Source organism: Vandammella animalimorsus (genome assembly GCF_002288875.1).
GTDB lineage: Bacteria > Pseudomonadota > Gammaproteobacteria > Burkholderiales > Burkholderiaceae_C > Lampropedia > Lampropedia animalimorsus.
Genome location: NZ_NTBH01000006.1, coordinates 198656 through 221187 on the forward strand (window position 1 = coordinate 198656; position 22532 = coordinate 221187).

Here is a 22532-nt window from a genome sequence, read left to right on the forward strand (position 1 = left end):
CAAACTATTTCAATGAAAACAAAAGCTCACCAGTCGCTCTTTTTCTTCCGCCAATCGTGAACTCGGATACACCAATTGCAATATTTTTATGCTCTTCAAAGGGCGCTCCAACTCTCAAAGGAAAATTAAAAATCATTGTTCTTTCATCAAGCAGAATTCCTCGGTATGCACCCCCTTTTTTAGCAACCGGGTAGCTAACATCATAAAATTTTGAACGCACATCAAAATTATATAACCTCTTATCAACTTCGGTACTGCGAATCAGTATAGAAATCCCTCCAAAGCAAGGGACTGGAGAAAATAAAGGATTCTCATACTTTGCCACCTCAATTTTTAGATTAGAAGCAACACCCTCTAAGTCGAAATTTTTTTCATCAAAATCCACAAACTCAAACTCACCCACTGGACAAGCCAATAAATCAAGACTTAACACCATAAAAAAAATAAAGAAAAGATTCATTTTCATATCAATCTCCCCTATATCCACATAACTCATGATGACACCCCGTTTCGACTGTATATACGTAGTCTCCACGCTTGCTCTCTTCGTGACCATAGCCAATCCCATGCATTAGTTCATGAAAGATTGTTTTGGCCAGGCATGAGCAATCTCTTGTATAAGCCTTCTCGTAAATTATCATATACGGCTTTCCCTGCACATTGGCCGCACAGGCACTAGGCATGTTTCCGCCCCACTTGAAGTTATAATGACTACTCCCGCATGATATTTCCGTTATGTTTATTTGGTTTTTTAATTTATCGCAGTCTTTTTGGGGGACGCACCCGCCTTCGCATTCGGAGCACTCTTCCTCCAAAACAATTTTAACTCGCTCAACTGCATCATTAATTTTCTTTCGTTGCTCAGGCGTACACTCTTTTTTATTAATCCAATCATATAACCCAGTATTGTCAAAATTTGACACAGGATTAAATCTTGCATAGACATAAAAATTCACCCCCCCATCCAACCCAATCGGATCACTCTGCAAGTACCTGCCCGTACTCGGGTCATAGTCCCGATGGAAGTTGTAGTGCGTGCCCGTTTCCTTGTCGTAGTACTGGCCTGGGAAGCGGATGTTGATCTCGGTGCTGGCGTTGGCTGAGATCGTGGCCTTGCCAAACGCCTCGCTCACTTGCGCCCAGGTTGGGTTGCCGTTTTTGTCCGTGGCAATCTGTGGCGTGCCCAGGTGGTCGCTGTGGATGTAGTGGTAGGTCTTGGCGTTTGTATTGGCGTTGCCGCTGCCGTGGTCGGCCTGCCAGAGGATTTTCGTGCCCCAGGGGCTGTCGGGCTCCCAGCCGTAGCTTTTCTGGGTTTGGCCTTGCTCGTTGATCTCGGCAATCAATCCTTCTTCGGCGTAGATGTACCAGGTGGTGGTTTGCCCGCTGCCCTGGCCGGTGGTTTTGGCAATTCTCCGGCCTTTGGGGTCGTAGTGGTAGCGCGCGATGGTCTGGCCGTTTTGTTCGATGTGCACCAGCCGTTGGGCGGCGTCGTAGTGGTAGCTGGTGGTGCTGGCGTTGGGGGTGCCTGGGCTGCCTGGGTTGTTGGTTTCTCCTTGGGTTTTTTGGGTGATGTGGCCGCTGCTGTTGTATTGGTAGCGGGTGGCCTGTTGCTGCTGGCCCCATTGGGTGAGGCGGTTGCCGCTGGCGTATTGCCAGGGGCCAGGCTGGTGGGCGCTGGCGCTGCGGTTGTGCACGGCGTCGTAGCTGTAGTGTTCGTGGGGCAGGACCAGCTCTTGCAGGCTGAGGCTGGGGCTGGCCTGGATGAGGCGGTCGAGCCGGTCGTAGCGGTAGTCGGTGCTGCCTTGGATGTCAGCGCCTGCCTGTCTTTGGATGTGGGTGATGTTGCTGTCTGGGTCGTATTGGTAGCGCCCGATTTTGTGAAAAACGGAGTTAAATGCAGGAGAAAAGGTACCGGAGAACAACGGACTGGGTACATCTATTTAGCTCCAAAATGCAACTTTAAAATCATAAACTTTAGAGTCATTGAGCAATTACTTGCCCCCCATTCTCCCCCAGGACGCCACAGAATGGCCACATTGTAATTCACGTCGGAATCTAACTCTATATTTAACCCATCATCTTTTGCACGATTTAAGAAACTGTAGAATTTTTCATGCCCCGGGGGACCAAAGGAAAATTCCTCCCACCCAATCAACCCAGACCCATCAAAAACCACCGCCTCATTTGATCTTATTGAAAAATGAATAAATGATTTCGCAGGAATCTCTTTGCAAAAACTTTCCGAATAACCAAACCCAACCCTATAAGCCCCGGATGGGAAATTTTTTATAATCCATTCTTTTTTTTCACTTGGCCTTATGTTTGCAATTTCATATTTCTTCGCCACTCCAATAATTGAAGAGCCAAGATTTACCCATCGCCCATCTCCAGAATTATCCTCTGGCTGCCCAGCAATGAATGCACAACCGCTTAAAAGAATAATACTTACGAGGTAAATAATTTTTTTCACCGTTAATCTCCCGAGTCTGGAAATGGATAGGCGGGCCCTGAAGGGCCATCATCTTGCCCTGGATTAAAAGTTGGTGGAAAGCTTGTAATCCCACAAGATCTAGCAACATAAAAAGCAAAGGAGTTACTATTTCTCCTCCATATCCCATACTCTGAGTCTTGCTCATATGCGCGTGCGGCGGCAACAACACACTCATCGACTTGACAATCTGTGTTCCAGCCACCACATACCGATTGAGCTGGGTTATCGAAGGTCCTAGCTCCTGGCCGACCAATAAAAACCTCCCCTCCTCTTCTGTCGCAATCCCCGCTACCTAGCCCGCAAGGGCCATGCAAAGACGTCGATCCTCTTCCCGTCACTGGCGGACACGTTGGACACTCCGATGGATCGTTGTCTTGGATATCAATAAAACAATGGTATGCAATATTTAATGTTGCAGGTATTGCTCTGCAGCACATTCTTGCCTTCAATCCCAGCTCATCAAAAAAATTAATTGGGCTGTTATTTGTATAAGAAAACATATTAATCCCGCCCCTCAACCCAATCGGATCACTCTGCAAGTACCGTCCCGTACTCGGGTCATAGTCCCGATGGAAGTTGTAGTGCGTGCCCGTTTCCTTGTCGTAGTACTGGCCTGGGAAGCGGATGTTGATCTCGGTGCTGGCGTTGGCTGAGATCGTGGCCTTGCCAAACGCTTCGCTCACCTGCGCCCAGGTCTGGTTGCCGTTTTTGTCCGTGGCGATTTGCGGCGTGCCCAGGTGGTCGCTGTGGATGTAGTGGTAGGTCTTGGTGGCTGCGCTGCCGTGGTCGGCCTGCCAGAGGATTTTCGTGCCCCAGGGGCTGTCGGGCTCCCAGCCGTAGCTTTTCTGGGTTTGGCCTTGCTCGTTGATCTCGGCAATCAGTCCCTCTTCGGCGTAGACATACCAGGTGGTGGTTTGCTGTGCGCCCTGGCCGGTGGTTTTGGCAACTCTCCGGCCTTTGGGGTCGTAGTGGTAGCGCGGTGCTGTCGTCGCGTTAGATGTGCTGAACACATACTTGCTTCCTATTGATTTAAAAGTTAATAATTTCAAATATATTCAACCAAGAATACAAATTACTACCCGTTAATGAATTTATCAATCCAAATATTATCGTCAGCCAAAGATATTTTGTTTGCGATTGAAAAAAAGAAATACTCCACGCAATATTAACTCATTTCAATCAAATTGAATTCTTTATCAAAAATCATGAGAATATTCTGCTCGCCCCAGAAGAAATCTTGATTTTCACTTTTTCTTCCGCAAACAACATAATATTTATCTTTATTCTTTTTATAATAGCAATTGTCAGTTTTCCAGATATTGAAGTTCCTGTTTGAGGCAAATATCTTCACCACTTTATCTTTTAGAATTTTCATGTCTTTTTCGCTAACATCCCTCAAGTCACTATAGCCTTGAGTGCAACTGTATACTCCACAAAGAATTGAGAGCAGCAATATGTTTGGTCTAAAATTTTTCATAATAACTGACCCGCATTTCTGCAATGTATTCCACCACGAGACTCGGCTTGCAAAAGAGCTCTATTTTTTCTACCCTCACATCCCTCCGGCATGCCTCTACAATTTATATTCAGGAGGCAATCAATGTCAGCTTTATATGCTTCGCACTCTCCAGTGTCTACATCTGGCGAGCCCGGCCCTCCCGCACCAGGCTTTAACTCAGGGCATGTGTACTCACAATTTCTTGTGTGCGGAATATGAGCATTCTCATGAGCGCGAACACATTCCTTTAGCATGAGGGATACTGGATCAGTGTCCCCATCATCAAAAATGCAGACAACAATTCTTCCATCACAACAAATCGGCCTGCCATGAATAAAGCCACCTCGCGAATTGAAACCGAGCCACCCTCTAGACTGCGCTTCGCTACAGCATTGACCATCAGTTCTTGGTGTGCAGCATGAACTATCGCTCAAGCCTGAAATATCAAATCGGATCAACGGGGATGCTGACACATAGACAAACCAATTAATCCCACCCCTCAACCCAATCGGATCACTCTGCAAGTACCGTCCCGTACTCGGGTCATAGTCCCGATGGAAGTTGTAATGCGTGCCCGTTTCCTGGTCGTAGTACTGGCCTGGGAAGCGGATGTTGATCTCGGTGCTGGCGTTGGCTGAGATCGTGGCCTTGCCAAACGCCTCGCTCACTTGCGCCCAGGTTGGGTTGCCGTTTTTGTCCGTGGCAATCTGTGGCGTGCCCAGGTGGTCGCTGTGGATGTAGTGGTAGGTCTTGGCGTTGGTGTTGGTGTTGCCGCTGTGGTGATCGGCCTGCCAGAGGATTTTCGTGCCCCAGGGGCTGTCGGGCTCCCAGCCGTAGCTTTTCTGGGTTTGGCCTTGCTCGTTGATTTCGGCTATCAGTCCTTCTTCGGCGTAGATGTACCAGGTGGTGGTTTGCCCGCTGCCCTGGCCGGTGGTTTTGGCGATTCTCCGGCCTTTGGGGTCGTAGTGGTAGCGCGCCAGGGTTTGGCCGTTTTGTTCGATGTGCACCAGCCGCTGGGCGGCGTCGTAGTGGTAGCTGGTGGTGCTGGCGTTGGGGTTGCCTGGGCTGCCTGGATTGCCTGGGGTGTTGGTTCCTCCTTGGGTTTTTTGGGTGATGTGGCCGCTGTGGTTGTATTGGTAGCTGGTGGCCTGTTGCTGCTGGCCCCATTGGGTGAGGCGGTTGCCGCTGGCGTATTGCCAGGGGCCAGGCTGGTGGGCGCTGGCGCTGCGGTTGTGTACGGCGTCGTAGCTGTAGTGTTCGTGGGGCAGGCCCAGCTCTTGCAGGCTGAGACTGGGGCTGGCCTGGATGAGGCGGTCGAGCCGGTCGTAGCGGTAGTCGGTGCTGCCTTGGATGTCGGGCCCTGCCTGTCTTTGGATGTGGGTGATGTTGCTGTCCTGGTCGTATTGGTAGCTCAGCTCCAGCAGGGTTGGGGTGTCGGGGGTGGTTGGATTGGCTGGATTGGCTGGATTGGTTGAGTCTGCGCGGCGGGCGTGAATGCGCTGGTAGCGCCAGAAGCCGTCGTAGTGGTTGTGTCTTGTGATGCCAGGGTATTGGATGGCGCTGGGCTGGTTCCAGGCGTAGCTTTGCCAGGTGATGGCGGCTGGGTTGCCTGGGTTGCCTGGGTTGCCTGGGTTGCCTGGGTTGCCGGGGTTGCCGGGGTTGCTGCCTTGGCTGCCGGGCGGGCTGGCGGTTTTGAGCAGGCCTTGTTCGTAGTGGTAGTGCGCGGTGCTGCCGTCGGGGTAGGTTTGGCTGGTTTTTTGGCCGTCGGCGTTCCAGCTTTGCGCAAGGCTTGCGCTGATGGCGTTGCTGCCTTGGCCGTAGCTGAGGGTTTCTTCGCTGGTGCGCCCCAGGGCGTCGAGTTGGTAGATGGCCGCGCTGATGCGCTGGCCTGCGCCGTTGTGTTGTTCGTAGCCGGTCAGCCGCCCTGCTGCGTCGTAGTGGTAGCGGGTGGTTTGGCTCAGGGTGGCCTGGCCGCTGGGGTGGGTTTTGTTTTCTTGGGTGGTGCGTCCATCGAGGTCGTATTGCCAGGCGCTGGTGTTGCCGTCGGGGTCGGTGCGTTCGATGAGTTGCCCGGCGGCGTCGTAGCGGTAGTGGGTTTGTCCGCCTTCGGGCCGGGTTTCTTGGGTCAGGCGTTTGAGGGCGTCGTAGTGGTATTGGTGTACGTTGCCGCCGGCGTCGGTGACGCGGGTGGTTTGGTCTTGCAGGTTGTATTGGTAGTGGGTGCTGTGCCCGTCCGGGTCGGTGCTGGCGCGCACGCGCCCCAGGCTGTCGTATTCGGTGAGGGTGGTTTTGCCGGCGGCGCTGGTGCTGGCCACGGCCTGGCCGGCGCTGTCGTAGGTGGTGCTGGTGCGCAACTCTTGTCCGGCGCCTGGGCCGCTGGTGGCTTTTTGGGTGGTGACGGTTTTGCGTCCTCTTTGGTCGTATTGGTAGTGGGTTTGCAGGCCGCCGGGGTAGTGGATTTGGATGAGCAGGTCAGCCTCTGCCGTGCCTTTGGCGCCGTAGTGGTAGCTGATGCGGTTGCCTTGGGGGTCGGTTTGGTGGGTGGGGCGGCCTTCTTTGTCGTATTCGGTGCTGCTGCTCAGGCCTTGGGCGCTGGTGGTTTGGATGAGGTCGCCGTATTCGTTGTAGTGGTAGCCGGTGGTGTGGCCCAGGGCGTCGGTTTGGCTTTGGATGCGGCCGTGGCGGTCGTAGCGGGTGCTTTGGCTGTGGCCCAGGGGGTCGGTGCTTTGGGTTTTTTGGCCGCGCGCGTCGTAGGTGTATTGGCGGGTGTGGCCCAGGGCGCTGGTGTGGGCGATGAGTTGGCTGCGGCTGTTGTATTGGTAGCGGCTGGTGCGCCCCAGGGGGTCGGTGCGGGCGATGAGGTTGCCCACGGCGTCGTATTGGTAGCGGGTGACTTGGCCCAGGGCGTCGGTTTGGCTGATGCGGTTGCCGTATTGGTCGTATTGCCAGGCGGTGGTGATGGTTTGGGGGTCGCCGGGCTCGCCGGTGGGGCTGAGTTGGTAGCGGATGGCTTGGCCGTATGGGTCGTATTGCCAGCGGTGCACTTTTTGTTCTGGCGCTCCTGCGGCTTGGGTGTGTTCGATGAGGCGGCCGGCCTGGTCGTATTGCCAGGTGCTGACGATGCCCAGTTCGTTGATGTGGCGGGTTTTTTGTCCTCGGGCGTTGTATTGGCTGCTCTCTCGGCTGCCGTCGGGGTGGATGATTTGGGTGATTTGCCGGTTGTGGTCGTAGTCGTAGCGGGTGCTCAGGCCGCGGGCGTTGGTGACGATGCTGTGGTAGTTGCCGTCCCATTGGCGGCGGTGGGTGGCTTGGCCGTTGAAGCTGCGCGCCAGTTCGAAGCCGGCCAGGTCGTAGGTGATTTGGATGTGGTTGCCCCGGTGGTCGGTCTGGCTGACTTGGTATTGGCGCTTTTCTTTGAGGTATTCGGTGCTGGAGCTGCTGGCGCCGCGGCTGTCGATGAGTTGGGCCACGCGCGCTGCGCCCCAGATGTGGCGCAGTTTGTGCCGCGGGCCGCTGGCGCCGCTGGGGTCGTAGGTTTGGCCGGCGCTGCCTACGGTCAGTTGCGCCGGTGGCGCGGCGACGCTGCTGGCGTAGCGCACGGTGATGGTGTCGCCTTGTTGTTCGCCCAAGGGGTCGATGCGCTGGGTGATTTGGCCGTGGCTGTCGTAGCGGTACTGCCAGGTGTGTCCGGCTACGTCGGTGACTTGGCTCAGGCGGCGTTGTTCGCCCGCTCCGCTCCAGTGGTAGTGCACGCTGCGCCCTGCTCGGTCTTGTACTTGGGTGACCAGGCCGTCTTGCAGGCTGAGGCGGTAGGCCAGCTGGTCCAGGTGGTCGAGGATGCGGATGCTGCTGGCGCTGTCGTAGACAAAGCGCACTTGCACGCCGCTGGGGTTGGCGTAGCCGAGGATGCGCCCTTGGCGGTCGTAGTCGATGGTGTTGCCCAGCCGGTCGCTCCATTGCCAGCCTGGCGCCTGGCCGCTGTAGGGGTTGCTGGTGGTCTTGCGGATGAAGACGGGCGCGTAGCTGTTGGCTTTGGAGATGAATAGTTCGCTGCTGCCGCTTCGCTCGTAGATCAGGCCTGCGCGTTCGATGACGCGGGCGCTGCCGTCCAGCGGGTCGAGTTCGAAGTTCAGCGGCGCCCAGGCAGGGTTGAGCCACCAGCGCCCCTGGCTCCAGCTGCGCGCGATGTCGATGGGCCCGCCCAGGGCATTGACGCGCAGGTCGATGTGCGTTTCTCGGTATTCGCCATTGGGCTGACGCACGCTGGGCGCGCTGGCGCTCAGCTGCAGGCCCACTCCCAGCTCGACTTCTGCTACCCAGGGGGTGGCCGCGCCCGACAGGTGCGGCTGCGCTTGCGCTGGCAAGGGCAGCAGGGGCGATAGGGCTAGCAGCAGGGTCAGAAGCCAGGGCATAGATCGGCGGCTGGGGGCTGCGTGGCAGGGCGCAAGAGGTGCGGGCAAAGGCATGTGGCTCTCCTCTGAAAGCCAGCGCCGCTGGCGCTGGCTGGATTGGAATGAATGTTTGCAATGGGATGAGATGGGATTGCGGTGGGCTTCGTGGGCTTGGTGAATGCTCAACGCCCGCGGAGGCTTAGTAGGCTATTGGTGGCGGGCCGTTGCCTCCTCCGCCGCCGCCGCCGCCGCCACCTCCGCCGCCGCCACCTCCGCCGCCGCCAGGGCCACCGCAGCCGCAAGCCGGGCAATGGGGGGTGCAGCTGGGCGCGAGCGGAATGGGCGATCCGCCTCCCCAACCGCCGCCGCCCCAACCGCCGCCGCCGCCTCCTCCTCCTCCACCGCCGCCGCCTCCGCCAGCGCCAGCACTGGTGCAGCGCGTGCCCACCAGGCGGCTGAAGGTGGCGCTGCTGCTGCCGCCTTCGGTCTCCCCGTTGGCGCATTCCCAGTCAAAGCTGGCCACCAGGTGCCGGGCGTAGTGTGTGCAGCTGCCCGCCTTGGCGCTGAACAGGCTGGCGATGTTTTTCTGCAGCTCGCTGACCCAGCCCTGCTCCAAAGTTCTGCTGAAACCCAGGCTTTTGGGGTGCAGCTTCAGCGCTGTGACGCGGTAGGGGATGACGATGCGGCTCTTGGCCGGCAGGCTTTGGGGGATGTCGGCCAGGAATTCGTAGCGGTAGTACTGGTCGCTTTGCGGCAGCGCAAGGCGCAGGTTGCGCGCTGCGATGAGGCCGTAGTTGGTCAGCGTGAGCTCGCCGCTGTGTTCTTCGCCCACTTGCAGCTCGGGCAGGTTGATGGCCATGGGTTCGAGCAGGACGACGGGCGCTGGCACCTGGGTCTGGTAGGTGGCTTCGAGCACGATGTCGTAGTGGTCGGCGATGGTGGTTTCAGTGACGCTGAATTCGACGCTGACGGTTTGGTAGCTCAGGTGAATGTGCTCGCTGATGGTGATGCCTGGGCGCACGAAGATGCGCCCGGTTTTGTCGGCATGGCGCGGGCCGCTGGCGCGCCAGATGTAGCTGCCTGGCGCAATGCCGTTGAGCTGGGCGCGCCCGCTCTCATCGGTGGTGACGTTGTGGATTTGCGTGGGCACGGCGTCGTTTTGCACGCGGATGCGCGCGCCTGCAACGCCAGCGATGCGCTGGCCTTGCGCATCGGGGGTGTCGGTGAAGAGGTCGCTGACGCTGAAGGCCACGCCGCCTTCGCCGCTTTGCGTGACGGCCACTGCCACGGGGATGCTGCCTTGGCCTTGGTTGTCGGCATCGACGAGGATGCGGTAGTGGTAGATGCCGTCGGCCACGTCCTGCCCAGGGCGTGCGGTAAGTTCGATGGGCACTTGCGCGCCTACGTCCACCACGCCCAGCGCGCTGCTGCTGGCCAAAAAGACCCAGCTGGGCGCGGCCTGGCCTTGCGCATCGACCAGGCGCACGCGCACGTTGTGCGCGGCCGCCAGGCCCCGGTTGCCGATGAGGGTTTGCTCGCTGACGCTTTGGCCCTGGCGCACGCCGGTCTGGATCGACGCGGGTTGGGCGTACAGCGATGGGCGGGCGTCGCTGAGGCGGTAATGGATGGTGAGGCTGCCGCGCGGCTGGTCGCCCGATTCGTTGGCGTAGGCGGTGAGCACGACGCTGCCCCGCTCGCCCGCGCGGCTGCTGCCGGTGAAGCGGATGATGCTGGGCGCGCTGCTGCCGGCGGGCACGTCGATGGGGGCGCCGCCGTCCACGCTGATGCCCGGCGGCAGGCTGCCGCTGGGCTGGCGCGCGGGCTCTGCCACCCAGCGCACGCCACTGGCGCCTGTGCCTGCGCTGGCGCGGGCCATGATGCTGATTTCGCTGGGGATGTCGCGCGCGGCGCTGAGTTCGTACTCTTGCAGGCTGAAGATCAAGCGGTCGATGCTGAACTGGCCTTGGGCGGCAAAGCCCGCTTGCTCTGGGTGTTGCACGGCCACTTCGTAGAGGCCGCTGTCGCTGCTCTGCGGCACGAACTGGTAGCTAAAGGCCCCGGCCGCATCGCTGGACAGTTGGATGCGGCGCTCAAATCCGCCCACCCGCAGCAACAGGCGCAGCGCGGCGTTGGGCACGGGCTGGCCATCGCGGCCTATGGCCTGGCCGCTGATGACGATGGGGGTTTCGCCAAAGGAGCTGGCCGGGCTGATGGATTGCAGCTGCGCGGTGTAGGGCGCCGGCGGCGGCGCAGCCGGGCCTGCGGCCTCCAGCTGCACGGTGCGGGTGGCGCTGGCTTCGCGCCCATTGCTGCTGGTGAGCACGGCGCGCAGGGTGTACTGGCCTGCGGCCAGGCCGCCAATGGCCCACGGCGCGCTGTACGGGGGCTGGGTCAGGGTGGCAATGGGCCGGTCGTTGGCGAACAGGCGAACCTGGGCAATGCCTGCCGCCGCGTTGGCGGTGACGGCTACGGGCACGCTGGCGCCTGCCGCGATGGTCAAGCGTGCGCCTTCGGCCGGTGTGGCAAAGGCGATGCTGGGCGTGGCCAGTTGGTAACGCAGGTTGACGCCAGCACTCAGTGCGCTGCTGCCGCGCGCGTTGCTGGCGCTCGCCTGCAACAGCCAGTCGCCCTCCCCTGCCAAGGCGATGCTGGCGCTAAAGGCCCCATCGGCGGCGGCTCTGACGGGGCTGCCAGCGGCCTGGCCATTGAGGTAGAGCTGCACCTGGCTGCCGGGCGATGCCGTGCCGCTGACCGGCACGTTGGCCTGGGCAACGGTGGCGCCATCCTGCGGGCTGCTGATCTGCGGCGCGGCGGGCTGCGCCAGGGCCAGCGTGAAGGGCAGGTTCAACGTGCTGCTGACGCCATCGGCATCGCTGGCCACGATGCTGAGCTGGTGCGCCCCATCGGGCAGTTGCGCAAAATCAATGAACTGGCTGGCGCTGACGCTGGGCGCGGCAGGGTAGCTGCGCGAGAAGATGGCCACGCCGTTGAGTTGCGCATCGATGCGGACAACGCCCACGGCGCTGCTGGCCTGCACCACCAGCTGGCCTGGCTGGCTCACGGTGGCGTTGGGCAGCAAGGGCTGGCCTGCGAACTGCACATCCATCACAGGCCCTGCCCCGCCCGGCTTGCTCACCGTGACGCGGCGCGTGGCGGTATGGGCCTGGCCCAAGCGGTTCGTGGCTTTGGCGCCGAGGGTGTGGCTGCCATTGGGCACGCCCGCCAGCGGCCAGCGCATTTCGTAGGGGGCGCTGTCCACCACGCCCAGGCGCTGGCCATCGACCAGGAACTCCACACTGCGCACGCCTTCGGGATCCTCGACGGAGACGGCCAGCGTGACGTCGGCATCGAGCACCGCATCGGCCACCGGTTGCAGCCACTGCACCAACGGCCCCTGGGGCACGAAGGCCATGGGCTGGGCCAGGCCAAACTGGCTGATGCGGCCCTGCGCAGTCTGGAACTGCACGAACAGGTGTTTCTCGCCCGCCGCAGGCGAGAGGGTGTAGGCCGCCAGGGTGGGCTGGCCTGTCATGTCCTGCCAAGGCAGGGCATCGAAATCGGCTGCGGCATCGGATTCGCTGATGCGGTAGCGCACGGCCTGCGGGCAATCGAGCCGCAGCTCAATGGCGCGCACCCGCGTGGTGTAGCCCGCACTGGGGGCGATGGTGCAGGCCAACGCAGGCTCTTCACTCAAGGGGTTGGCGTAGTCCACCCCGGCGCTGACGGCATCGCCCTGGCCTGTGGGGTTGCCCACGCCATCGCGCGGGCCGCTGGCATGGCCCCACCAGTTGCCTTGCGCCTGCACCACGGCGCTGGGCTGGGTGTTGCGGATGCCAAAGCTGTGATTGCCCGCGATGGTGGACGCCCCGATGGAGGGGGATGCGCCCTGCTCGGCCAGCAGGCCAATGCCATTGCCCAGCAGGCGCGACTGGCTGATGGTGGCGCTGCCGCTGCCGACCAGGCGCATGCCAACGGTGTTGTGCGAGAGCTCCAGGCGCTGCAGGCTGTAGGGGGCTGCGCCCAGCACCAGGCCAGCGCCGCCCTCGATGTGGCTGGGCAGGCCCTGCGCGCCGCCGGCCCAGCGGATGCCCAGGCCATCAATGCGCAATTGGGCGGCTGGCACGCCTGCATCGACCAACAGGCCCAGCCAATCGCCCGCCTGCGGGCTGCCCGGCTGGGCCTCATCGACAGGGCCAAGGGCGCTGTCGTCTTGCTGCGAGGTCAAGACCACGCCCGCGCCGGTGTGCAAGCGATCGCGCACATGCAAGCCCGCGCCGGGGCCGAATTTGACGATCACTCCATCCTGAATGCTGAGTTGAGCAGCGCCGCTTTGGGCCTGCGCCAAACCGAACAGGGCAAACAGCAGGAACAACTGAAGCGCCACGGCCCGAAACACTGCGCATGCAGCGCGGGGCAGAAGGCGATGGATGCGGGAGCCTGGCATAGGGGCGGCCTCCTTCTTATGGGGTGGTGACCTGAATGGCCGCGCTGGTGGCGGGCACAAAACCGGGCGCGCTGACCGTGACCGTCGTAGCGCCCGGCGCTATGCCCTGGAACGTGGCTGCTTGGGACTGGCCTGCCCCGGCATTCCAGCTCACGCTGGCAGTGACCGTACCTACCGAGGGCACGGCGCTGGTCAAGCTCAGCGTCAAGTCCGCAGCAGGCGTTTGGCTGTCTGGCCAGACAGCGCCGGGCACCTGGGCGCGCGCATACAAATGGCGGCTGGCCCCGGCAGCCAAGGTGGCGGGCACGTTGGTGATGATCAGCCGGGGGGCGATGGTCTCCATCGTCACCACCCCTGGGCCAAAGCCCACGGCCGTGACCTCGATTTGCGTGCTGCCCACGTCCACGCCTGTGACCGGCACGGCCACCTGACTTTGGCCCGCTGGAATCGTCACCGTCTCCGGCACCGTGCAGACCTGCGCGTTCACACAGCGCAGCCTCACCGTCACCGCATCGGCGCCGCTGCTGACGCTGCCGTTGATGAGGCGCTGCACGCGCAACTCTGTCCAAGAGCCGGAGCTGGCATAGCTGCGCATGCCTTTGCCCACCACGACTTTGCTGCCGCTGTAGGGCGTCAATTGCAGGGCTTGCTCTGCCGCCGCCACGGTCTGCACTGCCGATTGCCCGCTGGTGATGCCTGCCACATCGGCCTGCACCCGATAGCTGCCCACCAGGGCCGGCTGAGCAATGTAGGCGCTGCCGCTGCTGTTGTAACCCGCTGCAATCGTCAACTGCGTGATCAGGTTGCCGTCTGTGGCTGCGCTGTAAATGCCGTTGACTACGCCTGCGGGTGTTTGCTCCACCAAATCCAATTGGATGCTCGCTGCCTCGACCAACGAAGCACTGTCCGGCCATACCGCACCGGGCACACGCAAGGAAATGGAGAAGCCATCGCGCACGCTGGAGGTGGTGCGGTTGCCGTCCAGGCTGTGAAACAGCACTTGCGGCAGCACGGTTTCCATCTCCACAGGTGTGGATGCCGTATAGCCCTCGGCCGTGGCCTCGATTTGCGTGCTGCCCACGTCCACGCCTGTGACCGGCACGGCCACCTGACTTTGGCCCGCTGGAATCGTCACCGTCTCCGGCACCGTGCAGACCTGCGCGTTCACACAGCGCAGCCTCACCGTCACCGCATCGGCGCCGCTGCTGACGCTGCCGTTGACGATGCGCTGCACGCTCAAGTCGCTGTCGCTGCCACCGTGGTAGCTGCGCATGCCTTTGCCAACCACCACCTTGCTCCCCCTGTAGGGCTTCAATTGCAGGGCTTGCTGCGCTGCTTCCACGGTTTGCACTGCCGATTGCCCGCTGGCGATGCCCGTCACATCGGCCTGCACCCGATAGCTGCCTGCCAGGGCTGGTTGAGCAATGTAGGCGCTGCCGCTGCTTCTATGGCCCGCTGCAATCGTCAACTGCGTGATCAGGTTGCCGTCTGTGGCTGCGCTGTAAATGCCGTTGACTACGCCTGCGGGTGTTTGCTCCACCAAATCCAATTGGATGCTCGCTGCCTCGACCAACGAAGCACTGTCCGGCCATACCGCACCGGGCACACGCAAGGAAATGGAGAAGCCATCGCGCACGCTGGAGGTGGTGCGGTTGCCGTCCAGGCTGTGAAACAGCACTTGCGGCAGCACGGTTTCCATCTCCACAGGTGTGGATGCCGTATAGCCCTCGGCCGTGGCCTCGATTTGCGTGCTGCCTACGTCCACGCCCGTGACCGGCACCGCCACCTGGCTGTAGCCCGCTGGAATCGTCACCGTCTCGGGCACCGTGCAGACCTGCGCGTTCACACAGCGCAGCCTCACCGTCACCGCATCGGCGCCGCTGCTGACGTTGCCGTTGACGATGCGCTGCACGCTCAAGTCGCTGTCGCTGCCACCGTGGTAGCTGCGCATGCCTTTGCCGGCCACCACCTTGCTGCCCCTATAGGGCTTCAGGCGCAGGGAAGCCCCTTCACGCACCGTCAACTGAACGTTCTTGCCCACTAGGCCGGGGGCCGACAAGGCAATGTTCGTCTGCCCGGCGCTCAACGCCTGGATCGTCAGGGGCTGGGTGGCATAGACCTGCCCTTCGGGCACCAGCAGTTCAGCGGGTGAGACGGAGGCCACGGCAGCCGCGCTGCTGCTGGCTGCGATGGCGATGCCCCCCGGCGGGGCCGCCTTGGACAGCAGCACGCGCAGGGTGCGCTCCAGCCCTTCGTTGGTGGTGATGTCGCCGCTGGGCTCTGCTTGAATCGCAATGGCATCGACCAGCACCGTGCCGCTGGCCGATTGGTAGCCCGCCGCACTGGCGGTGAGCTGGGCTGTGCCCAAGGCCACGCCTTGCAGCGTGAACTGGCCGCTGCTTTGCCCAGCGGCGATGCTGGTGGAGGCAGGCGCCTGTGCCGCCGCCGTGTTGGAGCTGCTCAGGCTGACTTGCAGCCCGCCTGCGGGCGCAGGCTCTGTGGCGTGCAGCAGCACCTCGGTGCTGCCCCCTGGGGCCACGACGATGCTCGCAGGCAGCACCAGCGCCTTGCCACGCACGGTCAGCGTGGCCATGGCATCGGCAAAGCCCTGCGCCCGTGCAGACAAGCGGCTTTGCCCATCGGCCAGGCCAGTGACTTCGAAATGGGCGCTGCGCTGGCCGGCTGGCACTACCACGCTGCTGGGCGCGGCCAGTACGCTGGCATCGGTGTTGAGCAGTTGCACGGTAGCGCCGCCTGCGGGCGCGGGCGAGGGCAGCGACAAGCTCATCGGATAGGGCCGCCCCACGCCCAGCGTGGGCCTGCCGGGCGCCAGCGACAGCGGCGGCAATTGCACGACTTCCACCAGGGTTTCGGCCATGCCCAATTGGGCATGGCTGAGGGTGATGCGGGTGCTGCCCAATGCACCGGCCTGCACCTCGATGTCGCCGCCTGATTGGCCTGCGCCAATCGTGACGCGGCTGGCCGTGGAGGCCACCGAGGGCACGCTGCTGGCCACGTCCAGCACCACGCCTGCGCCGCCAGCCGGTTGTGCCAGGCTGGCGCGCAGCAAGGCCACAACGCCTGGGCTGAGCCGCAGCCGCGCAGGTTCGAGCGACAGCGGCGCCTGGCCCACTTGCACCAGCCCGTCCTGCACCAGATAGGGAATGCCCACCAGCCCCCAGACGACCTGGCCGCGGATGGTGCCCGCCGGCACTGCAATGGCATTGAGCGCATTGCCATGTGCGCGGTTGCCAGCGCCGATTGGCGAAGAGGCCAGATCCATTTGCACGGCGGGGCCGCTGTGGTGGCGCAACTCGGTGTGGCGCAGCACTGGCGAGGCCGATTCGATGGCCACGCCCGCGCCGTATTCGATGACCACGTGCTCCAGCAGGGTGCGGGCATCGTCGGTGCCAGGGCCAAAGCGCCACTGACGCCAGTCGCCCGGCGCTGGCGTGGCGGCATCGGAGGTAATCACAATGGGCGCAGCTGCGGTGCCCACGGCCTGCAAAGCCCCTTTCTTGAGGGTGAAGCTGGCCCCTTGGGCCATGCGCACGGTGACACCAGGCTGGATGCTCAGCAGAGCGTTGTTGTCGAGCACCACATCGCCCTGCAAAAGATAGGGGGACTGGGCCGCCGTCCAGGTCTGATGACTGGTAATGCTGCCGCTGACCACGGTCTGTGCCTGCGCGCTGCTGGCCAGCAGCGTGAACAGCGCGATCCACCACAACATGCATAGCAATGCAACGGCCTGGCTCCACCTGCGCTGCTGCAAGGCTTTGTCATGCCCCCAGGCAGTCATGCGGGCAGCGCGGCAAGGTTCAAAAGACGAGGATGGCGCGAACGTCATGGAGCTTTCCCTTTAATCGCTTGGTGTGGCTGCTGGAGCAAGAGCCTGCTTGTTTGGGTTGGGCAATGGGCGGTATCGCATGCAGCTCCCAACCTCACAAAGCGCCACAAGCGCGCGCCAGAGCGTGCTGGGCGGTCGCGTGGATGGCATGGTTTTGCAAAACTTCGGCCCGATAGGCATCCCAGCCGCCTTGCACCACGTAGATCGGCACCGTGGCGGCAGCAATCGCCTTGGGCGACGGGGCATGGCGCTGCGCGGCATGCAGGGCTTGCAGCACGGCCGAGGCATCGCCCTGTGCAAGAAACACCACGGCAACCTGCGTGGCCTGTTTGCTGGCGCGGCGCTGCAGGCGCTGCTGCAAGCGCAGCAACTGCCCGGCCACCGCCTGTGCGGATGCGCTGGCCTTGGCATCGAGCACCAGCGCAGGCTCCAGGGGCAGGCGCTCTGCTTGCTCGTCTGGCAACGCTGCGCCCAGCGCCAAGTGCCAGTCCATGCCTTGCCCCAGGGCCATGATCCATTGCTGCGCCGTGATGGCTTGCGCCAGGCCACTGCGGTGCTCCAGCCAGGCTGGCGCACCGCCGCGCAGCGCCTTCACCCTCCAGCCCTTGCGCCGCAAGTCCAGGCAAGCCTGGTTGAGTTCGGCCACGTCCAGGCCGCTGCCAACCAGCACCGCCTCGCCCTGCGCCAGAAAAGACTGGTGCGGCAGATCGCGCAAGGGCAAGGCGATGGCACCCTCCAGCGCATCGGCGCGCCAACCATGCGTCCGCACATCGACCAACAGCACAGGCGCGTCCTGTGCCTTTGCCAGCTGCTGGCGCAGCTGGGCAGGAGCGATCCAGCATGGGGCGTTCAGTTTCAACACGCCCTGCTGCCTGGGCCAGGCCATGATCTCGACCTGGCCTTGGAACTCCTGAGCGCGGCATATGGGCTCCCGCCGCATCCCTTCGCCTTCGGCTCGGTGATCCTGTCCGCCGGCTTGGCATGGGCCCACTAGCGCCAAAGCCACGGTAGCGACCAGAAGGCGCACTCCTTTGAGGCAAAGGCCAAGGCCGCCCCTGCTGCAACTTGGGCTTGCGCCTGACCCTGGCATGAAATCCGCGATGCTCATCATGGTGCTGCAGTGAGTGAAAGCCGATCAAGTTCTGCCGCTGCGGCGGCGCTCTGGGCGCCAGCGCCAGCGTGTGAGCAGCGCCATGCCCATTGCAGCCCCCAGCAGCCAAACCACGCCACCGATGGGAATGGGCCTGGCGCCTTGCGGCGGTTGCCCAACGCCAGGCAAAGGCCCGAACTGGATGACTGGGCCGCCAGGATCACGAATGCGGCCGTTGGCTGCAAGGTCGTCATCGCCCAGGCCGCCATCGGTGATGGCGTAACGGATGGCACGGCCCGCAATGTGCAATTGATTGGGTGCGTACCAGACACTGCGCCCCTGCGATCCGGGCGTGGGCCCGTACTTGAGGTAGCCGGTGATGTGCTGCAAATCGGGCCACTCGGTGCTGACCGTCACCGTGCTGCCAGGCTCGCAACCGACCAGCTCGAAATCCAGCACGCCATACGGGAACAGCAGCACTTCAAACAACGGCAGCAACCCCTGCGCACGCCGCAGGGAGGTATTGGCCGGGTTGAAGCGGCACTGTGGCCCGCCGCCGCTGATGGAGACGCTGACAGTGCCCGTGCCAGTGGGCGTGGCGGCGCTGAAGCGGCGCTCGTCCGGAGCCTGGGCGGGTTGGTTTCGCAAGCGCAGCGCTACGCCTTCATGCACCTGCGCCGCACTGGCCAGCACGGCAAATGCACCGGCCTGAGCATTGGCATGCATGGCGGGCGCCGTAGCCACGCCCTGGGCATCGGTCAGCGCCTCGGCCTGCGTCACGTCACCAGCAAAAAACACCGACGGGCCGCTGGCCGGAGCGCTGAAGCGCACCCGATGGCCGGCCACTGGCTGCCCTTGTGCATTGGCGATGCGCACCTGCAGCGGTTGTGCATAGGGGGCGTGCACCGTCGCCGTTTGCCCATCGCCGCCATGCACTGCAAGGGTGTGGACGGGGGCTGCGGGTGCAAGGTTTTCCAACACAAACTGCACGGCGTGCAGCGCCCCGGCTGTGCTGGCGGTTGCGTGGTAGCTGCCTTGCTGCCCATTGGCCGTGAGCGCGGGGGAATGGGCCAGCCCCTGGGCATCGGTCAAAGCGCGCGCCTGCAGCAGGCCGCCAGCAAAGCGGGCCGAAGCGCCGCGCTCTGGCAGGGTGAACAGCACTTCCTGAGCGGCCACTGGCTGGCCATGTCCATTGCGAACGCGCACCTGCAAGGTTTGGGCGAACGTTTGGTGGATGCGAGCACTTTGACCATGGCCGGCCAGCACGTCCAGCGCCAAGGGCTGGGCATCAGCGGCCCGGTTGCTCAGGGAAAAACGTGCGGGCTCCACGCCAGCCATGTCGGGCAATTGCGCCAAGGCCTCAAAACTGCCCGCCGTGGCATTGGCCTGCATCACCGGCGCATGCGCCAGGCCCTGTGCATCGGTGTAGGCCGTGGCTTGCGACCCTGCGCCAACAAAGCGCGCAGACGCGCCGCCATCGGGCAAGACAAAGCGCACCTGCACGCCGGCCACGGGGCGCTGATCGGCATCGGTCACGCGGGCTGCCAGCACTTGCGCAAAGGCCTCGCCCACCAGCGCACTCTGGCCCCAGCCGGCGTGGGCTTCAATGCCGTGGCCTGGCTGTGGCGCGGCAGCGCCATCGGCGGCGGCCAAGCCCAGCCACTGGGCCAGGGCGATTTGCAAGGCCTGCTGCGAGGCCAGACCGTCGAGCACATCGGCCAGCACGAAGGCGGCGGCCAGCTCGGTCAGCGCCTGCTCGGTCTGCCCGGCATCCCAGGCGGTGCGGGCGGCCTGCACGGCCGTGCGGATGTCGGCCAAGGCGGGCTGCTGGCCTGCAGCGCTGAGCAAGTCGTCCACCTGGGCCTGTACCGCCGCCAAATCCACGGTGCGCACCGCAAATTGCCATTGCTGCAATTCCTGCGCCGCCTGGGTGTCGGACAGCGCCGAGTGCAGTACGAATGCTTGCGCTTGCGGCGGCAGCGTGATGCGCGCCACCGTGCGGCTTTGCTGGCCCGCGCCATGGCTGCTGCGCCATGTGGCCTGGTCGGCCTGCGCGCTGCTGGGCGCTGGATCGGCCTGGGCAATGGCCGCGCCGCTGGGCCATGCGGTGCTCAATTGCAACTCGCGCGGCGCATCGCCTCGGTTGTGGATGGTGGTGAGCAGCTCCACTTGAGAGGCTGCCAGCATGGGCTCAACGACGGGCGGCGCCAGGCGCTGCGCCAGCTCCTCGGCCAGCCATTGCGCCAGGGCCAGTTGTGAGGCGGCCTGCCCCAGCAGCTCAAAGCCTGCCGCGTACACCATGCCCAAGCCAGTGTTTGCGCTCAACACAGCGGGCTCTCCGCTGCTGTAGTGGGCCACGGCCTGCCCCCGGCCTTTTTTCAGCGCCCAGGCCGGGCCGCTCAAAGGGATGGAGGCCGGGCCTGTCGCCCCGCCATCGATGCGCAGCGTTTTCGCGCCCTGCAGCGGCGCATCGCTATAGCCGCCCTTCCACAGGCCAGCCAACGTGGCCGAGTGGGCATGGGGCTGGCCATCAAGCACCAGCGTCGCACCGCGCATGGCGGCGGCCTGAGTTTCCGCAATCCATTGCTGCGCCCAATTGGACAGATCGCCATGCAGCCACAGCAGGCTGTAATGGCCCGAGCGCAGCGCCTGGCCGTAGGCTTGGGGCGAAGTCACGATCATCGCCTCCCAGCCCTGCGCGCCAAACAGTTGCTGCACCGTCTGCTGCTGGGCGGCCGGGCAGTTGGCGGCGGCATCCGGGCAAGCGATATAGACCAAAGCGCGCATGCCTTGCTGCAGCGTTTGTTCCGCCAGGAGTGTTTGCGCATCCTCGATTTGCACACGGGCGCTGCTGCTGTTGTCCGAAGGCCGCGGGTCGGTCAGGGCGGCCCCGATCACCGCGTTGAGCAGCAGGTGCTGGGCCTGTGTGGGTAGGACCTCCAGTTCCAGCGTGAGCGTGGCGGTATCACCTGATGCCAGAGCGCCCAGCGTCCATTTGCCCTGCTCCAGGCTGCCGCGGGAAGCCTGCGAGGCGCGGATTGCCACCTGCTCGGGCAAGGCCAGTTGCACGGCGGCATCGCTGACCGTGGCGGGGCCTTGGTTCGACGCCTGGAGTATGACCGTGATTTTTTCGCCCACGCGCACGGCCTGGGCTGAAGTTTTGAGGGTGAGGGCCAGATCGGCCTGCTCACCCACAGTCCCAGGCATTCCCCGGCGCTTGCTGAACGCATAGCCTTGGGCTTGACTGCCTGCTCCGAGCTGGATTCCTGAGATCAAGCCAGGCGCAGCATTGCCCCCTGCATTGCCAGCCAGGCTGTTGCCATCGACCAAGCCGGCCACCTGGGCCACGGCCAGGTTGTAGAGGCCAGGCTGAAGTCCCACGAATTGGAAGCTGCCATCGGCCTCGGTATGGGCTGTGACAGCCACCGCAGCGCCGCTGGCCGTTTGCGTGCCCTGCAAGTGCACGGCCACGGCGCCAATGGACGCTTCACCCTGCTCGCGAATGCCGTTGCCATTGCCGTCCTGGTAGACCTGGCCCGACAGTTGTGCATGCTGCGAAGCGGCAAAACCCAGGCGGTATTCGCCCGGGGTATTGGCATCGAAAAGGTTGATGTAGTGGCGCCACTGCCGGTTGTCGTCACGTTCACGCGAGAGCCAAACGTTTTCGGCTGGCACGATGCGACCGTCCGAGCGCAGCACCGGCCCAATGGGGCGCTGTCCGCGATGGGGATCGGCCACCTTGGCATAGGCCAGGCCTGTGGCCACGGCAGGAAAGCGCAGCGTTGCAGCATCGCTGCCTTGCGTGCTCAAGCGCGCATGCGCGCTTTGATCAACCACTGCCGTATCCACGCCATCGGACTCATACACCCGCAACACGTCGCCATCGCGCGCCAGAAAATCGCGGATCAGGTCGCGCCCGGGCAAATCAACGCGCACATCGCGCACCAGCGTATGCGCATGCACATCACGAATCAAAGAAGTCACCGCACCGCCCAGTGCGTCGGCATGGCTGAAGCGGGCATCGAATTCGACGAATTTGCCCGACAGCGTGGTCTGCATGTTCCAGCGCCCCGTGGCCGTTTCACCGCCAGCGATGTCGCCAAAATCCAGCAACAGGCTCTTGCCTGCTGGTTGGTCGGCCACAAAGCCGCTGAGAATCTCAAAACCAATCAACAGCCCAAGATCGTTTTCGACAATCCTGGGCTGGGCGGTATCAATGCTGGTTTTGTAGGAAGCGCCTGCCCCGACATTGCGGATGCGCACCCCCAGCGTGAAAGGCTCGGGGGGCTCGACCTCTGGAGTGAACGCATCATCGCCATGCACGTCGCGCGGCAGGAAATAATCCAACTGCAGTAGCGGCTGGGGGCGCACGACGATGAATTCGGGCGTGACTTCGACGGTTTCGCTCTTGCCGCCCAGCGTATAGCTGAGCTTGGCCCCCACGTAATAGAGCTTGCCCTCGGGCGTATTGCCGCCTGTGCCTTGCGCGGGAATGATGAGCCAATGAATGTTGGCCGCCTGGCCTTCGTGAATGGTGCCGCCATCCAGGCTCTGAATGCCGCTGACGTGGTCTGTGCGGTAAAAGAACGGAGCCCCAACGGCACTGGGGTCAGAGGTGGCCGTCAATGGATTGTTGTTGGCATCCGGGAACCTCTCAAAACCTCACCTGTACTTTTGATCGAGTAAATTGCTCAGCATGATCACTCCTGGCAGCGCCCTGAAGTTCGACCTGTTTGCCCAAGCCTGTCGAGAGCGCAAGCTTGAAGACTTG

General features: G+C 62.7%; 9 protein-coding genes. All 9 read right to left on the reverse strand.

What is annotated here, in order from left to right; all coding sequences use genetic code 11:
* Window positions 1-4: 4 nt before the first annotated feature.
* Complete coding sequence (locus CLI93_RS14925; protein ID WP_143327003.1) at window positions 5-496, reverse strand: hypothetical protein; 492 nt, start codon at window positions 494-496, stop codon at window positions 5-7.
* Window positions 468-1922, reverse strand: a complete 1455-nt coding sequence (locus CLI93_RS15555; protein ID WP_095542417.1) for an RHS repeat domain-containing protein — start codon at window positions 1920-1922, stop codon at window positions 468-470. Before CLI93_RS15555 ends, CLI93_RS14925 begins: the two co-directional genes overlap by 29 nt.
* Window positions 1923-1936: 14 nt before the next feature.
* Window positions 1937-2470, reverse strand: coding sequence for a hypothetical protein (locus tag CLI93_RS14930; protein ID WP_143326397.1), 534 nt, complete (start codon window positions 2468-2470; stop codon window positions 1937-1939).
* A gap of 2 nt (window positions 2471-2472) precedes the next feature.
* Complete coding sequence (locus CLI93_RS10380) at window positions 2473-3501, reverse strand: RHS repeat domain-containing protein (RefSeq protein WP_172425546.1); 1029 nt, start codon at window positions 3499-3501, stop codon at window positions 2473-2475.
* A 463-nt stretch (window positions 3502-3964) separates the two neighbouring features.
* Entirely contained in the window at window positions 3965-8401 is a 4437-nt protein-coding gene (locus CLI93_RS10385) for an RHS repeat-associated core domain-containing protein (protein WP_172425547.1), read from the reverse strand.
* A gap of 178 nt (window positions 8402-8579) precedes the next feature.
* Window positions 8580-12764 (reverse strand): Ig-like domain-containing protein, encoded by a 4185-nt coding sequence (locus CLI93_RS15165; protein ID WP_172424355.1) that lies wholly within the window; start codon window positions 12762-12764, stop codon window positions 8580-8582.
* A 76-nt stretch (window positions 12765-12840) separates the two neighbouring features.
* A complete protein-coding gene (locus CLI93_RS10395; RefSeq protein ID WP_143327004.1) occupies window positions 12841-16554 on the reverse strand; it encodes a hypothetical protein in 3714 nt (1237 codons plus the stop codon).
* Window positions 16555-16765: 211 nt separating this feature from the next.
* On the reverse strand, window positions 16766-17530 hold the full coding sequence (locus tag CLI93_RS10400) for a rhodanese-like domain-containing protein (RefSeq protein ID WP_143327005.1): 765 nt from the start codon (window positions 17528-17530) through the stop codon (window positions 16766-16768).
* Between the two features lie 276 nt (window positions 17531-17806).
* A complete protein-coding gene (locus tag CLI93_RS10405; RefSeq protein WP_095995814.1) occupies window positions 17807-22387 on the reverse strand; it encodes a choice-of-anchor U domain-containing protein in 4581 nt (1526 codons plus the stop codon).
* Window positions 22388-22532 lie beyond the last annotated feature (145 nt).

Coding starts and splice junctions, on each gene's coding strand:
- CLI93_RS14925 (WP_143327003.1), bottom strand. CDS start 496: ATGAGTTATGTGGATATAGGGGAGATTGATATGAAAATGAATCTTTTC.
- CLI93_RS10385 (WP_172425547.1), bottom strand. CDS start 8,401: ATGCCCTGGCTTCTGACCCTGCTGCTAGCCCTATCGCCCCTGCTGCCC.
- CLI93_RS10395 (WP_143327004.1), bottom strand. CDS start 16,554: ATGTTGTGGTGGATCGCGCTGTTCACGCTGCTGGCCAGCAGCGCGCAG.